At 65.4% G+C, this 21,754-nt stretch carries 21 protein-coding genes and 1 other RNA gene; 14 read left to right on the top strand and 8 right to left on the bottom strand.

Features of this window, described 5'->3' with window-relative positions:
• Positions 1-243: 243 nt before the first annotated feature.
• The 4 genes from X268_RS24230 to X268_RS24210 all read left to right on the top strand — a co-directional run bounded on the left by X268_RS24230 (position 244) and on the right by X268_RS24210 (position 6,174).
• On the top strand, positions 244-3,894 hold the full coding sequence (locus X268_RS24230; RefSeq protein ID WP_128927256.1) for an AsmA family protein: 3,651 nt from the start codon (positions 244-246) through the stop codon (positions 3,892-3,894).
• A gap of 247 nt (positions 3,895-4,141) precedes the next feature.
• A complete protein-coding gene (locus X268_RS24225) occupies positions 4,142-5,263 on the top strand; it encodes a DUF2336 domain-containing protein (RefSeq protein ID WP_164937898.1) in 1,122 nt (373 codons plus the stop codon).
• A 31-nt stretch (positions 5,264-5,294) separates the two neighbouring features.
• Positions 5,295-5,534, top strand: coding sequence for a hypothetical protein (locus tag X268_RS24220; protein ID WP_128927254.1), 240 nt, complete (start codon positions 5,295-5,297; stop codon positions 5,532-5,534).
• 412 nt (positions 5,535-5,946) lie between these two features.
• Positions 5,947-6,174 carry a hypothetical protein gene (locus tag X268_RS24210; RefSeq protein WP_128927253.1) on the top strand — a complete coding sequence of 76 codons (228 nt, stop codon included), beginning with the start codon at positions 5,947-5,949 and terminating at the stop codon, positions 6,172-6,174.
• A 386-nt stretch (positions 6,175-6,560) separates the two neighbouring features.
• On the opposite strand, the gene X268_RS24205 is transcribed toward X268_RS24210, so the two are convergent.
• From X268_RS24205 to ssrA, 8 genes are all read right to left on the bottom strand, one after another.
• Positions 6,561-7,058 carry a GNAT family N-acetyltransferase gene (locus tag X268_RS24205; protein ID WP_128927252.1) on the bottom strand — a complete coding sequence of 166 codons (498 nt, stop codon included), beginning with the start codon at positions 7,056-7,058 and terminating at the stop codon, positions 6,561-6,563.
• Between the two features lie 216 nt (positions 7,059-7,274).
• Positions 7,275-9,146 carry a ferrous iron transporter B gene (gene feoB / locus X268_RS24200; RefSeq protein WP_128927251.1) on the bottom strand — a complete coding sequence of 624 codons (1,872 nt, stop codon included), beginning with the start codon at positions 9,144-9,146 and terminating at the stop codon, positions 7,275-7,277.
• 38 nt (positions 9,147-9,184) lie between these two features.
• Positions 9,185-9,460, bottom strand: coding sequence for a FeoA family protein (locus X268_RS24195; protein ID WP_018319701.1), 276 nt, complete (start codon positions 9,458-9,460; stop codon positions 9,185-9,187).
• Positions 9,461-9,579: 119 nt separating this feature from the next.
• Positions 9,580-9,831, bottom strand: coding sequence for a ribbon-helix-helix domain-containing protein (locus X268_RS24190; protein WP_128927250.1), 252 nt, complete (start codon positions 9,829-9,831; stop codon positions 9,580-9,582).
• A complete protein-coding gene (locus X268_RS24185) occupies positions 9,828-10,016 on the bottom strand; it encodes a DUF4169 family protein (protein ID WP_128927249.1) in 189 nt (62 codons plus the stop codon). The genes X268_RS24190 and X268_RS24185 overlap by 4 nt, the downstream gene beginning before the upstream one ends.
• A gap of 280 nt (positions 10,017-10,296) precedes the next feature.
• A complete protein-coding gene (gene fumC, locus X268_RS24180) occupies positions 10,297-11,730 on the bottom strand; it encodes a class II fumarate hydratase (protein WP_128927248.1) in 1,434 nt (477 codons plus the stop codon).
• An 89-nt stretch (positions 11,731-11,819) separates the two neighbouring features.
• A complete protein-coding gene (locus X268_RS24175; RefSeq protein WP_128927247.1) occupies positions 11,820-12,335 on the bottom strand; it encodes an SspB family protein in 516 nt (171 codons plus the stop codon).
• A gap of 113 nt (positions 12,336-12,448) precedes the next feature.
• Positions 12,449-12,815: a transfer-messenger RNA gene (gene ssrA, locus X268_RS24170) on the bottom strand.
• Positions 12,816-12,910: 95 nt separating this feature from the next.
• On the opposite strand from ssrA, the gene X268_RS24165 reads away from it, so the two are divergent.
• From X268_RS24165 to hflC, 10 genes are all read left to right on the top strand, one after another.
• Positions 12,911-13,516: a chromate transporter gene (locus tag X268_RS24165; protein ID WP_128927246.1), complete on the top strand. Its 606-nt coding sequence runs from the start codon at positions 12,911-12,913 to the stop codon at positions 13,514-13,516.
• Positions 13,513-14,043, top strand: a complete 531-nt coding sequence (locus tag X268_RS24160; protein WP_128927245.1) for a chromate transporter — start codon at positions 13,513-13,515, stop codon at positions 14,041-14,043. Before X268_RS24165 ends, X268_RS24160 begins: the two co-directional genes overlap by 4 nt.
• A gap of 95 nt (positions 14,044-14,138) precedes the next feature.
• Positions 14,139-14,900 (top strand): tripartite tricarboxylate transporter TctB family protein, encoded by a 762-nt coding sequence (locus tag X268_RS24155; RefSeq protein ID WP_128927244.1) that lies wholly within the window; start codon positions 14,139-14,141, stop codon positions 14,898-14,900.
• Between the two features lie 7 nt (positions 14,901-14,907).
• The gene (locus X268_RS24150; RefSeq protein WP_164937897.1) at positions 14,908-16,422 is read left to right on the top strand and encodes a tripartite tricarboxylate transporter permease; all 1,515 of its coding nucleotides are present in this window, start codon (positions 14,908-14,910) and stop codon (positions 16,420-16,422) included.
• A 139-nt stretch (positions 16,423-16,561) separates the two neighbouring features.
• A complete protein-coding gene (locus tag X268_RS24145) occupies positions 16,562-17,542 on the top strand; it encodes a tripartite tricarboxylate transporter substrate binding protein BugD (RefSeq protein WP_128927242.1) in 981 nt (326 codons plus the stop codon).
• 170 nt (positions 17,543-17,712) lie between these two features.
• Positions 17,713-18,507, top strand: coding sequence for a thymidylate synthase (locus tag X268_RS24140; protein ID WP_128927241.1), 795 nt, complete (start codon positions 17,713-17,715; stop codon positions 18,505-18,507).
• Between the two features lie 61 nt (positions 18,508-18,568).
• On the top strand, positions 18,569-19,054 hold the full coding sequence (locus X268_RS24135) for a GNAT family N-acetyltransferase (protein WP_128927240.1): 486 nt from the start codon (positions 18,569-18,571) through the stop codon (positions 19,052-19,054).
• Positions 19,054-19,563 (top strand): dihydrofolate reductase, encoded by a 510-nt coding sequence (locus X268_RS24130; protein ID WP_128927239.1) that lies wholly within the window; start codon positions 19,054-19,056, stop codon positions 19,561-19,563. Before X268_RS24135 ends, X268_RS24130 begins: the two co-directional genes overlap by 1 nt.
• A gap of 153 nt (positions 19,564-19,716) precedes the next feature.
• The gene (gene hflK, locus X268_RS24125; RefSeq protein ID WP_128927238.1) at positions 19,717-20,853 is read left to right on the top strand and encodes an FtsH protease activity modulator HflK; all 1,137 of its coding nucleotides are present in this window, start codon (positions 19,717-19,719) and stop codon (positions 20,851-20,853) included.
• Positions 20,850-21,743, top strand: coding sequence for a protease modulator HflC (gene hflC, locus X268_RS24120; protein WP_128927237.1), 894 nt, complete (start codon positions 20,850-20,852; stop codon positions 21,741-21,743). Before hflK ends, hflC begins: the two co-directional genes overlap by 4 nt.
• Positions 21,744-21,754: the final 11 nt, after the last annotated feature.

Below are 21,754 nucleotides of genomic sequence, written 5' to 3'. Positions count from 1 at the left end.
CGCGAAGCGGTCGTCTCGAAGGATGGCCGCGGGCGACAGCCGGGCCTCGATGGCTCGAGACGGCGCTCCGCGCCTCCTCACCATGAGGGTCTTCCCCGTTAACCTCCGCGCGCAACAGTCGCTGTGACTTCGCCACACTTCCCCCTATATAAGGGGCTGTTCCGGCACGCCTGAAGTCCACGAAGGCCAGGGTTTGCAGGGCCAAGGTTTGGTCCGGGTGCCGGTTTGGCCGAGGGGAGACCCGTGCAGACGACGCTGCTCGGATTGGCGATTGCCTTCATCATTGCGCTGCTGGCCGCGCTGATCGGGCCTTACTACGTCGACTGGAACCAGTTCAGGCCCCAGTTCGAGGCGGAGGCCGGCAAGATCATCGGCGTGCCGGTGCGGGTCGCGGGCGAGCTCGACGCGCGGCTGCTGCCGGCGCCGACGCTGCGGCTTCGCCAGGTCACCTTCGGCGGCAACAACGATCTCGGCCGCCTGCGCGCCGACAAGCTCGATGTCGAGTTCAGCCTGGGCTCCCTGATGCGCGGCGAATGGCGTGCCACCGAGCTGTCGGTGGGCGGCATGGCGGTCGATCTCGGCCTCGATGCACGCGGGCGGGTCGATCTGCCGTCCACCGCGAGCGGCACCTTCAATCTGGCCTCGCTGGCCATCGAGCGGCTCAATCTCACCGGCCGCCTCGCCCTGCACGATGCGGCCAGCCGCTCGACGCTGGAGCTGAACGACATCGCCTTCTCCGGCGACGTCCGCTCGCTCGCGGGCTCGGTGCGCGGCGACGGCAGTTTCACCGCCAATGGGGTACGTTATCCGTTCCGTGTCTCGTCCGGCCCGAGCGCCGACGGCAACGCCACCCGTCTCCACCTCAACATCGATCCCGGCGAGCGTCCGGTCCTCGCCGATCTCGAGGGCGTGCTCGCCTTCGACAATCGCCAGCCGAAATTCGACGGCGCGCTGATGCTGGCCGTGCCCGCGGTCAAGAAGGCGGGCGAGACGGGGCCGACGCCCTGGAAGCTCACGACCAAGCTCAAGGCGGATCCCGCCGGCGCCAAGTTCGAGCAGATCGACGCGAGCTTCGGCACCGAAGACACCGCGCTGAAGCTCGGCGGCGTCGGCGACCTCAGATTCGGCGCCTCGCCGCTACTGCGCGCGGTGCTGTCGGCGCGCCAGGTCGACGCCGACAGGCTCGCCGCCAAGGACGATGCCGAGCCGCTGCGTATCCTGCCGGCGCTGCGGGCGGGGCTCGCCGCCATTCCACAGGCGCCGATCCCTGCGCAGATCGAGTTCAACTCCGACCAGATCATGCTCGGCGGCCGTCCGCTGCAGAACATCACCGCCGAGCTTGCGACCGACGGACGGTCCTGGACCTTCCGGCGGCTGGAGCTGCGCGCGCCCGGCATGACGCAGCTCTCGCTCAACGGCGCGGCTCCCGGTGCCGACAGTTTCAGCGGCCGTCTCAGCGTCGAATCCTCCGATCCCGATACGCTGGTGGCCTGGCTCCAGGGTCGCAGCGAGATCAACCGCCGCAGCACGCGGCCGCTGCGCCTTGCCGGCGACGTCACGATCGCCGCCAACCATCTCGCCATCGACAGGCTGAAAGCCGACATCGAAGGCGGTGCCGTCGAAGGCCGCATCGCCTTCGTGCAGACAGGCGCGAGCAAGGGGTCGCGGATCGACGCCGAGCTCAAGGCCGATCGGCTCGACCTCGACGCCGCCGCCAGCTTCGTACGCGCGCTCGCCGGCCCGCAAGGCGAGTGGCCGGAAGAGGCAAAGCTCTCGCTCGATATCGGCCGCGCCATCTCCGCCGGCCAGGAGCTGCGGCCGTTCGCGGCCAGGCTTGGCTACGGCCCCGCATCGCTGTCGCTGGAGCAATTGCGCTTCGGCCAGGCCGGCGGCGTCACCACCGAGGCGAGCGGCAGCTTCGACCGCGCCAAGGCCACGGGCAGGCTTGCGCTGAAATCATCCGCCAATTCGCTGCGCGAGCTCACCGCGCTGATCGAGCCGTTTGCGCCTGCGGTGCGCGCGCGCCTCGATACCCTTCCGTCGCTGCCCGGCGCCACGCGCCTCAAGCTCGACCTCAGCCTCGACAAGAACGCCGAGCATGCCGATCGCAGCAATGCCCGCGCCGTGCTCGATCTCGATGCGCCGCAGCTCAAGGCGACCGCGACGCTGGCCGCGCAGACGCCAGCGGCCGCCATTGGCGGCATCGACCTCGACCGCCTGCGCAACAGCGACTTCACGCTGGATTCGAAAGTCTCGACGCCACAAGCCGGCGCGCTGCTGGCGCTGCTCGGGCTCGATCGCGTGGTGGCTGCAGGCGAGGGCGGTTCGCAGTTCGAGGGCAAGCTCAGCGGTGCCTGGCAGCGTCCGCTGCAATTGAACGCAAAGCTGAGCGGTGGCGGGCTCGATGCCGATGCGCAGGGCAGCGTCGAATTGTCCGAGCCAAAAGCCAGCGTCAATCTGCGCGTGCGCAACGTCAATCTGGCGCCGCTGCTCGGCACCAGCCCGGCCGACAAATCGGGGCAGAACGTCAGCCTGTCTTCGCGCCTCACGCTGACGGGCAATCGCCTGACCTTCGACGATCTCGACGGCAATGCGGCCGGCTCGCATCTGCGCGGCCATCTGGCGCTGACGCTGGATCAGGACAAGAGCGTCGACGGCGAGGTCGGCCTCGATGCGCTCGATCTGGCGCCGGCGCTGGCGCTGGCGATCGGCGCGGCCGGGCACGACACGGGCGAGCCGCTGAGCGCGGGGCTCATCACCGGTTGGCGCGGCCGGATCGCCTTCCAGGCATTGCGCGGGATGTTGCCAGGCGGCATCGAGCTGCGCCCGTTCGGCGGCACGATCCGCAGTGACGGCCAATCGCTTGGGCTCGACGCGCTGAAGGGCGGCCTCGGCGGCGGCGAGATGTCGGGAAGCTTCGACGCGCGCAATGGCCCGGGTGGCCTTGCGCTGAACGCGCGCATCGAGCTCGGCAATGTCGATGCCGCCACGCTGCGCTACCGCGATCTCGCGCTGCCGAAGGGGCGCGCCTCGGTGCAGATGGCGCTGACCAGCCAGGGCCGCAGCGTCGCGGCGCTCACCGGCGCGCTCGCCGGCAACGGCACCGTGACGCTGGACTCCGCGGAAATCAGCGGCCTCAATCCGCGCGCTTTCGAGATCGCGATCCGCGCCAGCGACGGCGGCCAGGTTAGTGACGACAACCGCTTGCGCCAGCTGGTCGAGCCCGCGCTGGCCGCCGCGCCGATCACGGTGGCTTCGGCGCAGATCCCGTTCACCATCCGCGACGGACGCTTACGCGTCGGCGCAACGCCGCTGGAGGCCAAGAACGCCCGCGCCATCGTTTCGGGCGGCTACGACATCCCCGCCGACCAGGCCGATATCCGCGCCAGCCTGACGCCGATCATGACCGGCCTCTCCGGCGCTCCGCCGGAGATCCAGCTGTTCGCGGCGGGGCCTCCCGACAAGCTCAATCGCACCATCGATCTTGCGCCGCTGTCCTCGTGGCTTGCGGTGCGCACGATCGACCGCGAGACGCGCCGGCTCGATGCGATCGAGCGCGGCGAGCCGCCGCCGGCGACGGCGGCGCTGCCGACGCTGGTGTCTCCGGATGCGGCGTCCGAGCAGGCGCCTGCCAATGTGCCGGTGCCGGGGCAGGATCCGCGCCGCGCCCCGATGAAGCCCAAGGTCGAGCCCAAGGTCGAGCCCAAGGTTGAGCCCAAGGCCGCGCCGACGCCGAAGGCGCCGCAGGCGGCTCCCGCGGCCCCGAGCCCGCCACTCGCGAGCCAGCAGCTTGCGCCGCTGCCGCCCGCCATCGAGGTGAAGCCGGCCCCGGGCCCGCCGCCCGCAAAGCCCCGGCCGAAGCCTCCGCTGGTGCTGACCCCCCAGAATCCGTGAGGCGACGGTGCTCGCGGCTCGGCTTGGTCTTCACCTCTCCCCAGCGGGAGAGGTGAAGCAACACCTCTGCCGCCTCTTAATCCATTCGCTCGCATTTGAATGAATTTTGCCCGGCAAAACTGATTTGCCGATTTTACTGAATTCTCGCGTTTGATCTCTAGTCTTGGTTCCCAGAGGAATCCGGGGGCCCGCCACGAGCGAGGGATGGCTCGCCAGGAATAGCTCGCCAAGAATTGGGGTGATCGAGATGAACGGGGCGAAATCGCTTCTGCAGGATCTGGACGACGCGATCGCACGCGGCACTGAGGAAAGCCGGGCGAAGGCGTTGTGGCACGCGACCGACATTCTGATTACCGGCCGCTACAGCGACGACGAGATCAGCATGTTCGGCGAGGTCATCGGCCGGCTCGCCGAAGAGATCGAGGTCGCCGCGCGCGCGCAGCTCTCGGAGGTGATGTCGGCGTGCGATCACGCGCCCCTGAACGTCATCGAGAAGCTCGCGCTCGACGACGAGATCGAAGTCGCAGGTCCCGTGCTGCGCGATTCCAATCGCATCGACGAGAAGATGCTGGTCCAGAGCGCCATGACCAAGGGCCAGGCGCATCTGCTCGCGATCTCCCAGCGCCAGTCGATCGGCGAGGCCGTGACCGACGTGCTGGTCAAGCGCGGCAATCAAGAGGTCGTGACGTCGGTTGCGAGGAACGAGGGCGCGCGCTTCTCCGGCTCGGGTCTGCTGCACATGGTCCGCCGCGCCGAGGGCGACTCGATCCTCGCCGAGCAGCTTGGCCTGCGCAAGGACGTGCCGCGCCACATCTTCCAGCAGCTGATCTCGAAGGCCTCGGAAGACGTCCGCCGCCGCCTCGAGACCGAGCGGCCCGAGATGATGGCGCAGATCCAGAGCTCCGTGACCGAGCTCACCGGCGATCTCCAGTCCAAGTTCGGCCCGTCCTCGCGCAGCTATTTCGTCGCCAAGCGCGTAGTCACCACGCAATACCGGCAGGGCAATCTCAACCAGGATTCCATCTCGAACTACGCGCGCCAGCACCGCTTCGACGAGGTGCAGATCGGCCTGTCGCTGCTGTCCTCGCTGCCGGTCGACGTGATCGAGCGCGCGCTGATGGATCGCAACCGCGAGATGATCCTGGTCCTGTGCAAGGCGCTCGACTTCTCCTGGGACACCACGATGTCGCTGTTGTTCCTCGGCGCCAAGGATCATCTCATCACGGCGCGCGAGCTCCAGGACAACGAACGCGAGTTCGGCCGTCTCAAGATCGAGACCTCGCGCAGCATCTTGAAGTTCTACCAGTCGCGCAAGACCGGCGCGGGCGCCGACGCGGCCGGCCGTCAGCCCGAGCTCCAAGTTCACTGACAGGTACACTAAGGACAGGGGAGTATCTGCAATGTTGCCTCAATTCGGCACCGCCGTTCGCAAGAAGAGCCTCAACAACCCAGTCGCCGATCTCGGCGGCGGAGCACCCGACAAAGCCTCGGTGGATGCCGCCTGGCTCGCGCTCGAAGCCGCCAACGATCTCGGCGACCACGCCGCGATCGAAGCCTGTCGCCGCGTCATCGACGCCGAGCTGAACGGCACGGCGGCCCGCAGCGCGGATGTCGATCTCGTGCTGGGATATTTCCGGTAAGCTGTCTACACTGTCATTGCGAGTGCAGCGAAGCAGTCCAGACTGCCTCCGCGGAAAGATTCTGGATTGCTTCGCAGCGCTCGCGATGACGGAGTGCAGAGCGTGGTCCCCCTTCACAGGGTAATCAAGCTCTTGATCGCGCGCCGCTCGTCCATGGCGCGGTATCCTTGCCTCCTCCAACCGCGACAGCATCAGGTCGAACGCCTTGCCCGGCTTGATCTTGCCAGCGAGAACGCGGTCGATCAGGTCCGGCAGGAAGCGGAAGGCCGCGCCCTGCGGTGTGAGAGTCGGCATTTCAGCAAGGCACCCCTTCGATCCCGAATGGGCATGCGTCGAGCTCGCGCAATCGAAATCATGCTATCGTACTACCTGGGATAGCACTCGCTAATCCCTGGATTTGGGAGAGATAGTCATGAAGACCTTCGCGTTTCTCGTCGTCGGGCTCGCTGTCGTAACCCTGTCGATGCCGGCAGCCAATGCTCAATACAAGTGTTCCTGGAGCGGGGGCACCGTTTCCCCGGTCCCGTGTGCCAAGCGTTACGCCGTCAATTACGAAGCGTGCCGAAAATACGTCATTGAGCACGGCTCGACCTCGGCCGACGCCATGTGGTGGTGTACGAGCCAGGGTTACACGAAGTAGTTGCCCCGAAGTAGCTGGCCAAGCGATTTAATAGGCCGAGGCAAATCGATCGATCTGATGTCGGCCGGAGGCCGCCTCGCCGGGCGGCCTCATCCTTGCGTCCACATGTAAAAAAGGCCCGCCGAAGCGCGGCCTCCTTGTAGGCTCGCTCGCATCAATCGTCCTAATGATGATAACGGCGGACTACGACGCCGCGGGCTTGGCCTGCGTCCGTCGCGAGTCAACGATCGCCACCATCGCCTGTTGCAGGAACGGGCAAGAAACTTTCTTGAATGCTGTTCAGGTCGGTAGGATGGGTAGAGCGAAGCGAAACCCATCGTCCTCTCCGTGCGGCGATGAAGATGATGGGTTTCGCTTCGCTGTACACGTCCTGCGACGACAGGTCTTCACGGTCGAATACGATAGATCACCACGTCCTCGCCGTGACGGTTCGTGCTGCGCTCGAGGACGTAGTTCGATCTCTCCAGCACACGGCGGGATGTACCATTCGCAGCATTCACGATGCCGATGAGGGACGGCAGTTTCAATTGCGACAGGCCGATATCCGTCACCGCGGCCGCGATCTCGCTTGCAAATCCCCGGCCCCAGTACTCGCGCTTGAACGCGTAGAGGATCTCGATCTCGTCGATATCGTCGACGAGGATGTGCCGAATGCCCGCACGTCCCGCGAACGCGCCCTGCTTCGTTCGCAGTGTCCAGAGTCCGAAGCCGTGCTGGTCCCAATGCGCCATGTTGGTCGCGAGATAGGTCTTCGTGCCCTCGGCCGTTCGCCCCCCGCCGAGAAAACGGGAGACCTCGGCATCGAGATGCAGCGCGACGAGGTCGGCGAGATGACCCTCGTGCAATCGCTCCGCGGTCAGGCTCTCGGTGCTGAAATGGTCCATGGAGACAGTCACCGCTGCGGTGGCGGGTCGTCATTCACGCGGCTATTGCTGCGGGCTGATCATGTCATCATGCCCCTGTTTTGCCCGACCGGTCAATCAGGCTGGGCTCCATCCAAGCCGAGTCGAATGATGTCTCGCACAGGCGTAACCCATTGATTTCACAACCCCCGTCTACTGTGCATGGGGTTGTTTTCGCAGTTTTCGTTTTGGAAGAAGCTAGCCCGCGCCGAGCGCGACCGCGACATTGTAGGTCACGAGGCTCGCGGCATAGGCCAGCACCAGCATGTAGAAGAAGGTCACGGCCATCCAGGCCCAGCTGCCGGTCTCGCGCCGGATCACGGCCAGCGTGGAAGCGCATTGCGGGGCGAAGATGTACCAGGCCAGCATCGAAAGCGCGGTCGCAAGTGACCATTTCGTCGCCAGCACCTGGCCGATCTGCTCGGCCGCTTCCTTGCCGCCTTCGATCGCGTAGACGGTGCCGAGGGCGGCGACCGCGACCTCGCGCGCCGCCATGCCCGGGATCAGCGCCACCGCGATCTGCCAGTTGAAGCCGACCGGGGCGAGCAGCGGCTCGAGCGCCTTGCCGATCATCGCAGCCAGGCTGAAATCGATCGCGGGCTCGGTTGCGCCCGCGGGCGGCTGCGGAAACGAGGCCAGGAACCAGATCAGCACCATCATCGAGAAGATCGTGGTGCCGGCGCGGTACAGGAACATCTTGGCGCGGGTGAAGATGCCGATCGCGACCGATTTCAGGCGCGGCAATTTGTAGTCCGGCAGCTCCAGCATGAACGGCGCCGGTGCATAGTCGCGGATCAGGAAGAACTTGATCACGAACGAGACCAGTAGCGCGCTGACGATGCCGGTGGCGTAGAGCCCGAACATCACGAGGCCCTGCAGGTTGATGAAGCCCCAGATGTCCTTGGCCGGAATGAAGGCGGAGATGATCAGCGTGTAGACCGGAATGCGCGCCGAGCAGGTCATCAGCGGCGCGATCAGGATCGTGGTCAGCCGGTCGCGCTTGTTGTCGATGACGCGCGTCGCCATGATGCCGGGAATGGCGCAGGCAAAGCTCGACAACAGCGGAATGAAGGCGCGGCCGTGCAGGCCGGCGCCGCCCATGATGCGGTCCATCAGGAACGCGGCGCGCGCCATGTAGCCGAAATCTTCCAGCAGCAGGATGAAGAGGAAGATGAGGATGATCTGCGGCAGGAACACGATGACGCTGCCGACGCCGGAGATCACCCCGTTCTGCAGGAAGCTCTGCAACAGGCCGTCGGGCAGGGTGGCCTGCACCAGCTCCCCGAGCGCGTCGAAGCCGGACTTGAGCAGGTCCATCGCCGGTTGCGCCCAGGCGAACACTGCCTGGAACATCACGAACAGGATCAGCGCCAGCACGACGAGGCCGCCGACGGGATGCAGCACCACCGCGTCGATCCGGGCGGTCCAGGTGTCGGGCCTGGCAGGCAGGCTGACGCAGTCGGCGATGATGCGGTCGGCCTCGCGCTGGGTCGCGCGCAATTCGGAGACGCTGAGCGCGCGCCAGCTGTTCTTCTCCGCCTCGGCGGCGAGCTTGGCCGAGATCTCGTCGGTCAGCTTCAACAGATCGGCGGTGCCGCCCTTGCGCACCGCGATCGAGGTGACGACGGGCAGGCCTAGCTCCTTGGCGAGCCGCTCGACGTCGACGGTGATGCCGCGGCGGGCGGCGATGTCGAACATGTTGAGCACCAGCACCATCGGCCGTCCCGTGCGCTTGAGCTCGAGCAGCAGGCGGATGGTCAGCCGCAGATTGGTCGAGTCGGCCACGCACAGCACGAGATCGGGCACGGCCTCGCCGGAGGCCTTGCCGAGCACGAAGTCGCGGGTGATCTCCTCGTCCGGGCTGCGGCCGCGCAGTGAATAGGTACCGGGCAGGTCGACCACCGAGACCTGCCGTCCCAAGGGCGTGACGAAGAAGCCTTCCTTGCGCTCGACGGTGACGCCGGGATAGTTCGCGACCTTCTGCCGGCTGCCGGTCAGGGCGTTGAACAGCGACGTCTTGCCGCTGTTTGGCGTACCGACCAGGGCGAGATGCAGCAGGGGTGCTTCCATGGGATCAAAGGCCTGGGGGCAGATATCCGGTCGCTGTCTTACGCGACGATGATGGCCATGGCTTCGCGCCGGCGGACCGCGATCGTGATGCTGTCGACCCGCACCGCGATCGGATCGCGCCCGACCAGCCCCTCGTGCAGGACCTCGACCCTGGCGCCCTCGACGAAGCCGAGTTCGATCAGGCGGCTCTCGAGCTCGATGTCCGAGAGCGCCGAGCCCGCCTCGCGAGCGGACAGGTGCTGGATGACGCCGGTGTAGCCGCGCTGGGCCAGACCCAGCGGCATATGCGGGCGCGTGTCATTGGTGTCGGTCATGCCCTGTATTTTCAACGCAAGGCATTGAGGTCAAGCGGGCGCGCTCGTTGAAACCGCATCTTAGAGTGATTTTAAAGTGCGGTCGGCGGGGCGCCGTCCAAGGCGCCCCCTCCAGTTGGTTACTGGGCCGGGACCTTGTCGGGCTGGGTGGCCATGGCCCGGCTCTTGAAGTAGTCCAGCACGAACAGGCGGATCGCCGACGATAGATTGCCTTGCTGGCGGTTGTTGTCGATCTCGCCGACCAGCTCGGACAGCGTCATGTTGCGCAGGCCCGAGATCTCCTTCATGCCGTTCCAGAAAGCCTCTTCCAGGCTGACGCTGGTCTTGTGCCCGGCGACGACGATCGACCGTTTCACGACGGGCGACTTCATGGCTGCTCCTCGTGATCGATCTGATGCTGGTCCAGATGCGCCTTCGCCTTGTCCGCGCGCGCCTCCTCCGCCGAGCGTTCCGCCTTCGTGCGACCGAACTTCGTCCGGTTGGCGTCCGCCTGCTTCGCCGAGGCTTCCCGTTCGGCGCGCTTCCTGAAACGATTCAGGTTGATGACGTTCCCCATGCCGCGTCTCCATCATCCGATCCTCGTCAGGTTGGATGAAACATTCAGAAACAGGGTGCCGCGTTGCGCCCCAAAAGACTTGATCGCCATTCGCTCGTCCTCGTCAATCGGCCCCTCGGGCCATCAAACGATGAATTTTGCCCCCGTCGAGGGGCGGAAGGGCTGCGTAGCACGCCGTTCCGCCAGAACATTGACGGTAATCAAATCCCGCCCCCAAAGCCGCACATTTCTGGGCGTCGAGGCTCCGTATCATTACGGATGGCTATCGGAATTCGGAATTTTATCCCGGGCTGGTCATCTTCTCGGGGCGCACCAGGCGATCGAACTCCTCGGCCGAGACGAAGCCGAGCCGCAGCGCCTCCTCCTTCAACGTGGTGCCGTTGGCATGGGCCGTCTTGGCCACCTTGGCGGCGTTGTCGTAGCCGATCTTCGGGGCGAGCGCCGTCACCAGCATCAGCGAGCGCTGCATCAGCTCGTTGATGCGCTTTTCGTCGGCACGGATGCCGCTGACGCAATGCTCGGTGAAGGATCGCGCAGCATCCGCCATCAGGCGGATCGAGTGCAGCATGTTGTAGGCGAGCACGGGCTTGTAGACGTTGAGCTCGAAATGACCCTGGCTGCCGGCGACGGTGATCGCGGTGTGATTGCCGAACACCTGGCAGCACACCATGGTCATCGCCTCGCACTGCGTCGGGTTGACCTTGCCCGGCATGATCGACGAGCCCGGCTCGTTCTCCGGCAGGATCAGTTCGCCGAGCCCCGAGCGCGGGCCGGATCCGAGCAGGCGGATGTCGTTGGCGATCTTGAACAGGCCTGTCGCGACCGAATTGACGGCGCCATGCGCCAGCACATAGGCATCGTTCGAGGCCAGCGCCTCGAACTTGTTGGCGGCGCTGGTGAAGGGGAGCTTCGTGATCGCGGCAACGCGCCTTGCGAACAGCTTGGCAAAGCGCGGCTTCGAGTTGAGCCCGGTGCCGACGGCAGTGCCGCCCTGCGCCAGCGGATGCAGGTCCTTCACCGCGACCTTGAGCCGGGCGATCCCGCTCTCGACCTGCGCCGCATAGCCGGAGAATTCCTGGCCGAGCGTCAGCGGCGTCGCATCCTGGGTGTGGGTACGGCCGATCTTCACGATCTTGGAGAATTCCTTCTCCTTCTTGCGCAGCGCGCGGAGCAGTTCGCCGAGCGCGGGGATCAGATCGGCGGTGATGCGGCTTGCGGCCGCGATGTGCATCGCGGTCGGGAACGAATCGTTCGACGACTGGCTCATGTTGACGTGGTCGTTGGGATGCACCGGCTTCTTGGCGCCGAGCTCGCCGCCGAGCAGCTCGTTGGCGCGGTTGGCGATCACCTCGTTGAGGTTCATGTTGCTCTGGGTGCCGGAGCCGGTCTGCCACACGACGAGCGGGAAATGATCGTCCAGCTTGCCGTCGATCACCTCGCGCGCGGCGCGGATGATGGCATTGGCGCGGCGCCGGTCGAGCAGGCCGAGCTCCAGGTTGGACTGCGCCGCGGCGAGCTTGACGATGCCGAGCGCGTGCACGAGGGCGATCGGCATGCGATCCGTTCCGATGCGAAAATTCTGGCGCGAGCGTTCGGTCTGCGCGCCCCAATAGCGATCGGCGGGGACCTCGATGGGACCGAAACTGTCGGTCTCGGTGCGGGTCGCGGGGCGGGCGGGCTTCGAGCGTGACGTCTTTGCCATGAGCACATCCATTCCGCCGCACGAAATACCGCACGGCTCCTTCATGTGCTTCTCTATATAGGCAGTTTGGCGGGGCGCGACGGCTTCGCGGCCAACCTAGATCATTTCTTGCGGAAACGATCGAGCCGCACCACTTCGGCGCCGCCTTGGTTCGGCGGGAGCGGCTCTTCCGCGATCTCCGCCTTTTCAGCGGCGGCGGGGACCGATACGGCCGAAGGAGCAGGGGCCGCCGGCAAATTCTCCGGCGCGACCTCGGCGACGTCGGAGGTGTCGAACTGGAGGCCGAACTTCACGGACGGATCGAGGAAGCTCTTGATGGCGCTGAACGGCACCACCAGCCGCTCCGGAATGCCGCCGAAGGACAGGCCGACCTCGAAGCGGTCCTCGAGCACGGTCAGGTCCCAGAACTGGTGCTGCAGGATGATCGTCATCTCTTCCGGATATTGCGCGAGCAGCCGCGGCGACAGCTTCACGCCCTCGGCCTTCGACACGAAGGTGATGAAGAAATGGTGCTCGCCGGGCAGGCCATGGGTCGCGGCATCGGTCAGCACCTTCCGCAGCACGCCGCGCAGCGCGTCGCGGGCCAGCACATCGTATCGGATATGATCGGTCGCCATGGTGGTCCTGTTGCATCCCCGAAGCCGGACCCCGCGGGCTCGACTCGCAAAGCCGCAATACTATCGTGCCTGACGGGTCAGCAGGAGTCCCCGCCGGGTAAGAAATAAAGGCAAGTGGAGGCTTCTGTTGCCAGGTGCCTCCGAACCCCGCCTAGCGGAGCTTAACCCGCTAGGACTTTAGAGTGGTCTTTCAAACTGCGTTACGCAGCCTGAGCAACCGGAGCAAAGTTGTCGTTGGCAACTATTGCAGTAGCCCGATAACGGCGGAACAATACCGGGAAAAAGCACGCCCTTTACGCCCTCGTCGATCCTATTTCGCCCCCGCCAAAGCCCGCTTCCGGGATCGCCCGTTGGTGGGCTTTGGTGGAGGCGCCGGGTACCGCCCCCGGGTCCGAATGGTTTATTGCGACGACCGTTTATTTCCATAGCCGGCGAACCGGCACCCCCAATATAGGGGGCAAAGGTTTCGAAAAACAGGGGTTTTGAGCGACGATGCGCGGTTCCTTTTGGATAGGTTCCGCATGGCGGCTGATCTGATCTTGGTCGCACTGCGACCGCCGTTCTAAGCTTCTGAGATGTCCACCGATTCAGCACCGGCCGCGCAAAAGCCGGAGCAGCGGGCCTCACTTGCCGCTGCACCCAGCCTGGCCGGACTGTTCGTGGCCTTCGCCAGGATGTCGCTCGCCGGTTTCGGCGGGGTCCTGGTGTTTGCCCGGCGGGCCATCGTCGAGCAGCACCGCTGGATGACGGCCGACGAGTTCAACGAGACCTTTGCGCTCTGCCATTTCCTGCCCGGGCCCAACATCGTCAATCTGTCGATGGTGTTCGGATCACGGCTGCGCGGCATTGCCGGCGGGGTTGCCGCCCTTGCCGGGCTGTTGCTGCCGCCGACGCTGATCATGATGGTGCTCGCGATCATCTATGCCCGGTTTGGCGATCTCGACGTGCTGCGCCGCAGCCTCGCCGGCATCTCCTGCGCGGCGGTCGGCCTGTTGATCGCTGTGGTCTTCCGCATGATGACTCCTCTGCTGAAGCGGGCGGATCCCCTCGCGCTGATCCTGATGCTCGGCGTGTTCCTCGCTATCGGCGTGCTCCGCCTGCCGCTTCCCGCGGTGCTGCTGGTCGCGATCCCCGTCAGCATCGGCGCCAGTTTTTTCCTGCGGCAGAAAGTAGCAGCATGAATGCCGAGAACCCGATCTGGGCGCTGATCTCAACCTTTGGACTGATGTCGCTGTTTGCGGTCGGCGGCGCCGCGGCGGCGGTGCCCGAGATGCACCGCATCGCGGTCGAGGTGCAGCATTGGATGACCGACAAGCAGTTCACCGACGCCTATGCGATCGCGCAGCTCTCGCCAGGTCCAAACGTGCTTATCGTGACGTTAATCGGCTATGCCGTCGCCGGCATCCCCGGCGCGCTGGCGGCGACGCTGGCGATGTGCCTGCCGACCGCGCTGCTTGCCTATTATGTCAGCCGGCTGCTGAATCGGCCCAGCCAATCGCGCTGGCCCGGCCTGATTCAGGCTGCACTGGTTCCACTCTCGATCGGATTGATGGCCGCGAGTGCCTTGATCCTGGCCCGGTCGACCGATCGCACAATTGCTGCACTGCTTCTGAGCGCGATGGTTGCGGTGATCGCATCCGTCTCGCGCCTCAATCCACTGTGGCTCCTGCTCGCCGGGGGGCTGTTGGGTTTTGCTGGCATTGTGTGACGAAAATCGCTAGGCAGTGGTCCGGGCGGGGGATCCATTTCCAGCCGATTTAGAACAACAGTGCTCGTGACTTATGGGTCGCGGAGGAGACATGCATGGCCGATACGATGGGCCACTCAGCGACAGCCACCCGAAACACGCAGGTGGTGCTCGGATTCTGTCTGCTGGCGATTGCGCCGCAGATTTTCGAATTGATCTGGTCGATCGGGACGCTATTCGGCTGGGGCAGCGGCCGCGGCCCGGTCGCAGTCGTGACCAGCCACGTGACGGCGTTGCTCGTCGGAGCACCCGGCGCGCTGATCGGCGCGGCCAGCGGTGACACCAAGAAGTCGTCATCCGAGGTGCTGCTCGCGCTGATCTATTCCTACCCGCTGTTCGTGGTGGCGATCCTCACGCTGTTCATGACGATCCGGTCGGCGCAGGATTATGTCGGAGGCGTCGTCCTCATGGCGGTTGCCCTGTTCGCGCTGTGGGCAGGAAGCGACTTGCAGGGCATGCGGGGCTTCTCTTTCGGCGCCGGCACCGCGCCGCGCATGTTCGGCGGACTGCTGGTTGCCTTGTCGGCCGGCATCGCCTTGACCGGTCTTCTGTCCGATGGGCCTGCGATGGCCCATTATGCCTGGCGTGGGCCGCTGTTCGTGATGGCTGCGATCCTGTTCTTCGCGCTGGCGATCCGGCCGCTCGGCCTCGTGGTCACGGCCTTTGCCAGCTTCATGATCGCGGCCACGGGGTCGCACGAGACGCGCTGGCTGGAAGCCGCGATCGTCGGCGCCTGCCTGACGCTCGGCTGCGCAATCCTCTTTCCCTACGTGCTCGGGTTGCCGATGCCGATGTTTCCGCGTTTCCTGATCCAGTGAGGGTGTGATGGATATCTTTGCCAACCTCGCTCACGGTTTTGCCGTCGCGCTCTCTCCGATCAATCTCCTGATGTGCCTGATCGGCGCCCTCGTCGGCACGCTGGTCGGCGTACTCCCGGGCATCGGCACCATCGCCACGGTCGCGATGCTGCTTCCGATCACCTTCGGACTGCCGCCGGTCGGCGCGCTGATCATGCTCGCCGGCATCTATTACGGGGCCCAGTATGGCGGCTCGACCACGTCGATCCTGGTCAACATCCCAGGCGAGGCGACATCGGTCGTCACCGCCATCGACGGTCACCAGATGGCCAAGCAGGGCCGCGCCGGCCCGGCGCTGGCGATCGCGGCAATCGGTTCGTTCTTCGCCGGCTGCGTCGCGACCGTCCTGATCGCCATCCTCGGCGCGCCGCTCACGAAACTCGCGCTGGCGTTCGGGCCGGCCGAGTATTTCTCGCTGATGGTGCTGGGCCTGATCTTCGCCGTGGTGCTGGCCAAGGGCTCGGTGCTGAAGGCGATCGCGATGATCGTGTTCGGCCTGCTGCTGTCGATGGTGGGCTCGGACATCGAAACCGGCGCCTCGCGCATGGCCTTCAACATTCCGGAGCTCGCCGACGGTCTCGGCTTTGCGACGGTGGCGATGGGCGTGTTCGGCTTCGCTGAGATCATCCGCAATCTCGACCATGGCGCGGAGATGAACCGCGATCTCGTGCAGCAGAAGATCACCGGCCTGATGCCGACCAGGAAGGATTTGATCGATTCGACGCCGCCGATCTTGCGCGGCACCGTGCTCGGCTCGATCCTCGGCATCCTGCCGGGCGGCGGCGCGGTCATCGCCTCGTTCGCGGCCTATACGCTCGAGAAGAAGCTCGCCAGGAACCCGTCGCGGTTCGGCCGCGGCGCGATCGAGGGCGTGGCGGCACCGGAAAGCGCCAACAACGCTGCGGCGCAGACCTCCTTCATTCCGCTGCTGACGCTCGGCATCCCGCCGAACGCGGTGATGGCGCTGATGGTGGGCGCGATGACCATCCACGGCATCGTGCCGGGCCCGCAGGTGATGCAGAAGCAGCCCGATCTCGTCTGGGGCATGATCGCCTCGATGTGGATCGGCAATCTGATGCTGATCATCATCAACCTGCCGCTGGTCGGCATCTGGGTGCGGCTCCTGCGCGTGCCTTACCGGCTGATGTTCCCCTCGATCGTGATCTTCTGCGCGATCGGCATCTACTCGGTGAACAACGCGCCGGTCGACGTCATCCTCGCCGGCGTGTTCGGTCTCGTCGGCTACTGGCTGATCAAGCACGATTTCGAGCCGGCGCCGCTGCTGCTTGGCATGGTGCTCGGACCGCTGATGGAAGAGAACCTGCGCCGTGCGCTGCTGATCTCGCGCGGCGACTGGAGCGTGTTCCTGACGCGGCCGTTGTCGGCGGTGCTGCTCGCGGTTGCGGCCGGCCTCCTGCTGCTCACGGTGCTGCCAGTGTTGCGTTCGAAGCGCGACGAGGTGTTCACCGAATCCGAGAACTGAGGTCGCCGCCTTCCTGCGGCGCCCCCGCGCCCTGCGTCGGCGCGCCGCATGCGGAAGTCGGATCGACTTGTGTTACCGCTTCGTGAAATGAAAATGCCGGCCTTTGGGCCGGCATTTGTTTGTGTCCAAGGGGATCGACATGACCTTCACTCGCGCGCTCACGGGCGCATGCGCCGCGGCGCTCGCCTCGCTGTGCGCCATTGCTGCGCCGGCAGCGGCGCAGACCTATCCGACGCGCAGCATCACCACGATCGTGCCGTTTGCGGCCGGCGGCCCGACCGACGTCGTGGCGCGCATCGTCACCGGACACATGGCCCAGACTCTCGGACAGAGCGTCATCATCGAGAACGTGGTCGGCGCCGGCGGCACCACCGCGACCACGCGTGCCGCGCGCGCGGCCAATGACGGCTACACCCTGATCACCGGACACATGGGCACGCATGCGGCCTCTGTGCCGCTCTATCCGAAGCTCGCCTATCACCCCGAGAAGGACTTCGAGCCGATCGCGCTGCTCGCGGGCACGCCGATCCTGATCCTGGCGCGCAAGGACTTTCCGCCGAAGGATTTGAAGGAGTTTGTGACCTACGTGAAGGCCAACGCCGAGAAGGTCAACGCTGCGCATGCCGGCGTCGGCTCGGTCTCGCACGTCTCGTGCGAGCTCCTGCACTCGATCCTCGACATCAAGCCGGTCGGCGTGCCCTTCAACGGCACGGGACCTGCGATGAACGCACTGGTGGCGGGCCAGGTCGATTATATGTGCGACCAGATCGTCAACGCCGTGCCGCAGATCAATGCCGGCACCATCAAGGCCTATGCGATCGCAACACCGGAGCGCAATCCGTCGCTGCCGAACGTGCCGACCACCACGGAAGCCGGCCTGCCGAAATTCCAGGCCCAGGCCTGGAATGCGATGTTCGCGCCCAAGGGAACCTCGCCCGCGATCATCGCAAGCCTGAACGCTGCGGCCAGCAAGGCGCTCGACGACGAGACCGTGAAGAAGCGCCTGCTCGAGCTCGGCAGCGTCATCCCCACCCCGGCGGAGCGGACGCCGGAGGCGCTGGCCACCCTCGTCAAGAACGAGATCGCGAAGTGGACCCCGGTGCTCAAGCCGGCGACTTAAGCTGCACTTTCAAGCCGATAGGCAAGGGGCGGGACCTGAGTTCCGCCCCTTGCTGTTTGTGCGGGGGATGCTCACTTTTCCGGGTATAATCGGTGCGGACAGCGAATCGCAGCTGTTGCAGCGCGGGGGCGGCCGCTAAGTTCGCCGCCTCCCCAAAGGCTCATTGGCACATGCACCAGTATCAGGACCTGCTCGAGCGGATTCTTTCAGACGGCGCCGAGAAGACCGACCGGACCGGCACCGGCACGCTCTCGGTGTTCGGCCATCAGATGCGCTTCAATCTGTCGGCCGGCTTTCCGATGCTGACGACCAAGCGGCTGCCGCTGAAGGCGATCGTGCATGAGCTGTTGTGGTTCCTGAAGGGCGACACCAACATCAAATATCTGCGCGACAACGGCGTCACCATCTGGGACGAGTGGGCGGACGCCAATGGCGATCTCGGCCCGGTCTACGGCCATCAATGGCGCTCCTGGCCCACGGCCGACGGGCGCAGCATCGACCAGATCGCCAATGTCGTCGAGATGATCAAGCGCACGCCGGACTCTCGCCGGCTGATCGTCACCGCCTGGAATCCGGCCGACGTCGAGAAGATGGCGCTGCCGCCCTGCCACCTGCTGTTCCAGTTCTATGTCGCGAACGGCAAGCTGTCGTGCCAACTCTATCAGCGCTCGGCCGACGTCTTCCTCGGCGTGCCCTTCAATATCGCATCCTATGCGCTGCTTACCATGATGGTGGCGCAGGTCACCGGCCTGAAGCCCGGCGATTTCGTGCACTCGCTCGGCGACACCCATCTCTACTCCAACCATCTTGAGCAAGCGCGGCTCCAGCTCACGCGCGCGCCGCGCGCGCTGCCGGTGATGCGGATCAATCCCGACGTGAAGGATATCTTCTCCTTCCGCTACGAGGATTTCGAGCTCGTCGGCTACGATCCGCATCCGCACATCAAGGCGGAAGTCGCGGTCTAGCGCATGATCCGGAAAAGTGTGCAGCGATTTTCCGATATGATCATGCGGGCCCTTTAAAGCGATGTCGCTCAACATCCGCCGCGCACAGCCCGGGGAAGCCGGGCTCGTCCTCTCCTTCGTCCGTGAGCTCGCCGAGTACGAGAAGCTCTCGCACGAAATGGAGGCGACCGAGGCTGACATCGCCGACGCGCTGTTCGGCGAGCAGCCGCGACTCTATTGCGCAATCGCCGAGTGGAATGGTGAGCCCGTCGGCTTCGCGGTCTGGTTTGTGAATTTCTCCACCTTCAGCGGCCGCCACGGTATCTATCTCGAGGATCTCTACGTGCGGCCGTCGCATCGAGGCAAAGGTCTCGGTAAGGCGCTGCTGGTCTATCTCGCGAAGCAATGCGTCGACAACGGCTGGGCGCGCCTGCAATGGGCGGTGCTCGACTGGAATGCGCCGTCGATCGCGTTCTACAAATCGCTCGGTGCCGTCATGATGGACGACTGGACGCTGTGCCGCGTAACCGGGCCGGCGCTGACGCGGCTTGCCGGGAGCGCCGCCTGATGGAGATCGTTTTCGTCGTCGCGATCGCGGAGAATGGCGTTATCGGCACGGGCAATGCGATGCCGTGGCGATTGAAGTCCGACATGGCGCGCTTCAAGGCGCTCACCATCGGCAAGCCCGTGATCATGGGCCGCAAGACCTTCGAACCCCTGCGCCGGCCGCTGCCGAACCGCACCAACATCGTGATCACGCGCGATGCGGCCTATCGCGCCAATGGCGCCATCGTGACGACATCGGTCGCCGCCGCAGGTGCGGTTGCGCTCGGCGATGCCCTGCGGCGTTCGGTCACCGAGATCGCGGTGATCGGCGGTGCCGAGATCTACCGGCAATGGCTCGATCGCGCCGATCGCCTCGAAATCACCGAAGTCCACGCGCGGCCCGAAGGCGATACGCATTTCGACATCGACAAGGCAGAGTGGGACGAGGTTGAACGTGTCCGCCATCCTGCCGGACCCGACGACAGCGCGGACGTCTCCTATGTGACATATCGTCGGCGGCGCGGCCATTAACCGCTTTCGTCAATGTTTACATTGACTTTTTCGTGCCCGAGCATAGCTCGGAGGACGGTCAGGGCTGCGTTGTAAGGGACCTGCCTGTCCCCTATAAAGCCGGACCGGACAAAGCGGGCGGGGGCAATTCCACCCTGCCGAGGAGAGCGTCGAATGCCGTGGAAGAATCAGGGCGGTGGCCCATGGGGCTCGGGTCCAAAGGGACCATGGGGCTCAGGCCCGCAACCGGTCGGGCCGAGGCCGCCGGATCTGGAAGACCTTCTGCGGCGCGGCCAGGACCGCCTCCAGCAGATCATGCCGGGCGGTTATTTCTCCGGCATCGGCATCACGCTGATCGTGCTGCTGATCGTCGCGTTCTGGCTGTTGTCGGGCTTCTTCCGCGTCCAGTCCGAAGAGCTCGGCGTCGTGCTGCGCTTCGGCAAACATGTTCGCACGGTGCAGCCAGGCCTGAACTACCATCTGCCCTATCCGATTGAGACCGTGCTGCTGCCGAAGGCGCTGCGCGTCAATACCATCTCCATCGGCATGACGCTGATCGACGATCCGGCTCGGCGCGGCCGCTCCATTCGTGACGTGCCGGAAGAGAGCCTGATGCTGACCGGCGACGAGAACATCGTCGACGTCGACTTCACCGTGCTCTGGCGCATCAAGCCCGACGGCGTCGGCGACTTCCTCTTCAACATCCAGAATCCCGAAGGCACCGTGAAGGCGGTCTCCGAGAGCGCGATGCGCGAGGTGATCGGCCGTTCGCAGATCCAGCCGATCCTGACCGGCGCGCGCAACGTCACCGAGCAGGGCGTGCAGGAGCTGATCCAGAAGACGCTGGACAGCTACGGCGCGGGCATCCTCATCACCCAGGTGCAGATGCAGAAGGTCGATCCGCCGGCGCAGGTGATCGACGCCTTCCGCGACGTGCAGGCTGCGCGCGCCAATCTCGAGCAGTTGCAGAACGAGGCGCAGACCTACGCCAACCAGGTGGTGCCGCAGGCGCGTGGACGCGCCGCCAAGATCCAGCAGGATGCCGAAGGTTACAAGGAGCAGGCGGTCGCCGAGGCCAAGGGCCAGAGCGCACGTTTCCTGAAGGTTTACGAGGAATACAAGAAGGCGCCCGACGTGACGCGTGAACGGATCTATCTGGAGACGATGGAGCGCGTGCTCGGCGGCGCGGACAAGCTCGTCTATGACGGTGGCTCCTCGGGCCAAGGCATCGTGCCCTACCTGCCGCTCGGCGAACTGACGACCAAGCGGCCGCCTAGCGCCGGTCAGCCCTCGAGCGGAGGCACGCGATGAGGTCTCCGGTCACAGGTTTCGTCACGCTGATCGCGCTCCTGCTCGTCGTGATCGTCGGCTACATGTCGCTGTTCACGGTGCAGCAGACCGAGCAGACCATCGTGCTGCAGTTCGGCCGGCCCGTCGACGTCGTCACCGCGCCCGGCCTGCACTTCAAGGCGCCGTGGAACTCGGTGATCAACATCGACAAGCGGATCCTCGATCTGGAGAACCCGTCGCAGGAAGCGATCGCGTCCGATCAGAAGCGGCTCGTGGTCGATGCCTTCGCGCGCTACCGGATCAAGGACGCGCTGCGCTTCTATCAGAGCGTCGGCTCGATCCAGGCTGCCAACATCCAGCTCACCACGCTCCTGAACGCGGCGCTGCGCCGCGTGCTCGGCGAGGTCACCTTCATCAACGTGGTGCGCGACGACCGCGAGAAGCTGATGCTGCGCATCCGCGATCAGCTCGATCGCGAGGCCGACGGCTACGGCATCCAGGTCGTCGACGTCCGGATCCGCCGCGCCGACCTGCCGGAGCAGAACAGCCAGGCGGTCTATCTGCGGATGAAGACCGAGCGTGAGCGCGAAGCCGCCGAGTTCCGCGCGCAGGGCGGCCAGAAGGCACAGGAGATCCGCTCCAAGGCCGACCGTGAGGCGACCGTGATCATCGCGGAAGCCAATTCGCAGGCGGAACAGACCCGCGGCGCGGGCGATGCCGAGCGCAACCGCCTGTTCGCCGAGGCCTACGGCAAGGATGCCGACTTCTTCGCCTTCTACCGCTCGATGACGGCCTATGAGAACGGGCTCAAGTCGAACGATACCCGCTTCCTGCTGCGGCCGGAGTCGGATTTCTTCCGGTATTTTGGTAACCCGTCCGGTAAGACGGCGGCGACGCCGGCGAAGCCGTAAGCTAGACGGAG

The organism is Bradyrhizobium guangxiense, assembly GCF_004114915.1.
In the GTDB taxonomy this organism is placed as follows: Bacteria; Pseudomonadota; Alphaproteobacteria; order Rhizobiales; family Xanthobacteraceae; genus Bradyrhizobium; species Bradyrhizobium guangxiense.
This window is presented reverse-complemented; position numbering and strand designations above follow the sequence as displayed.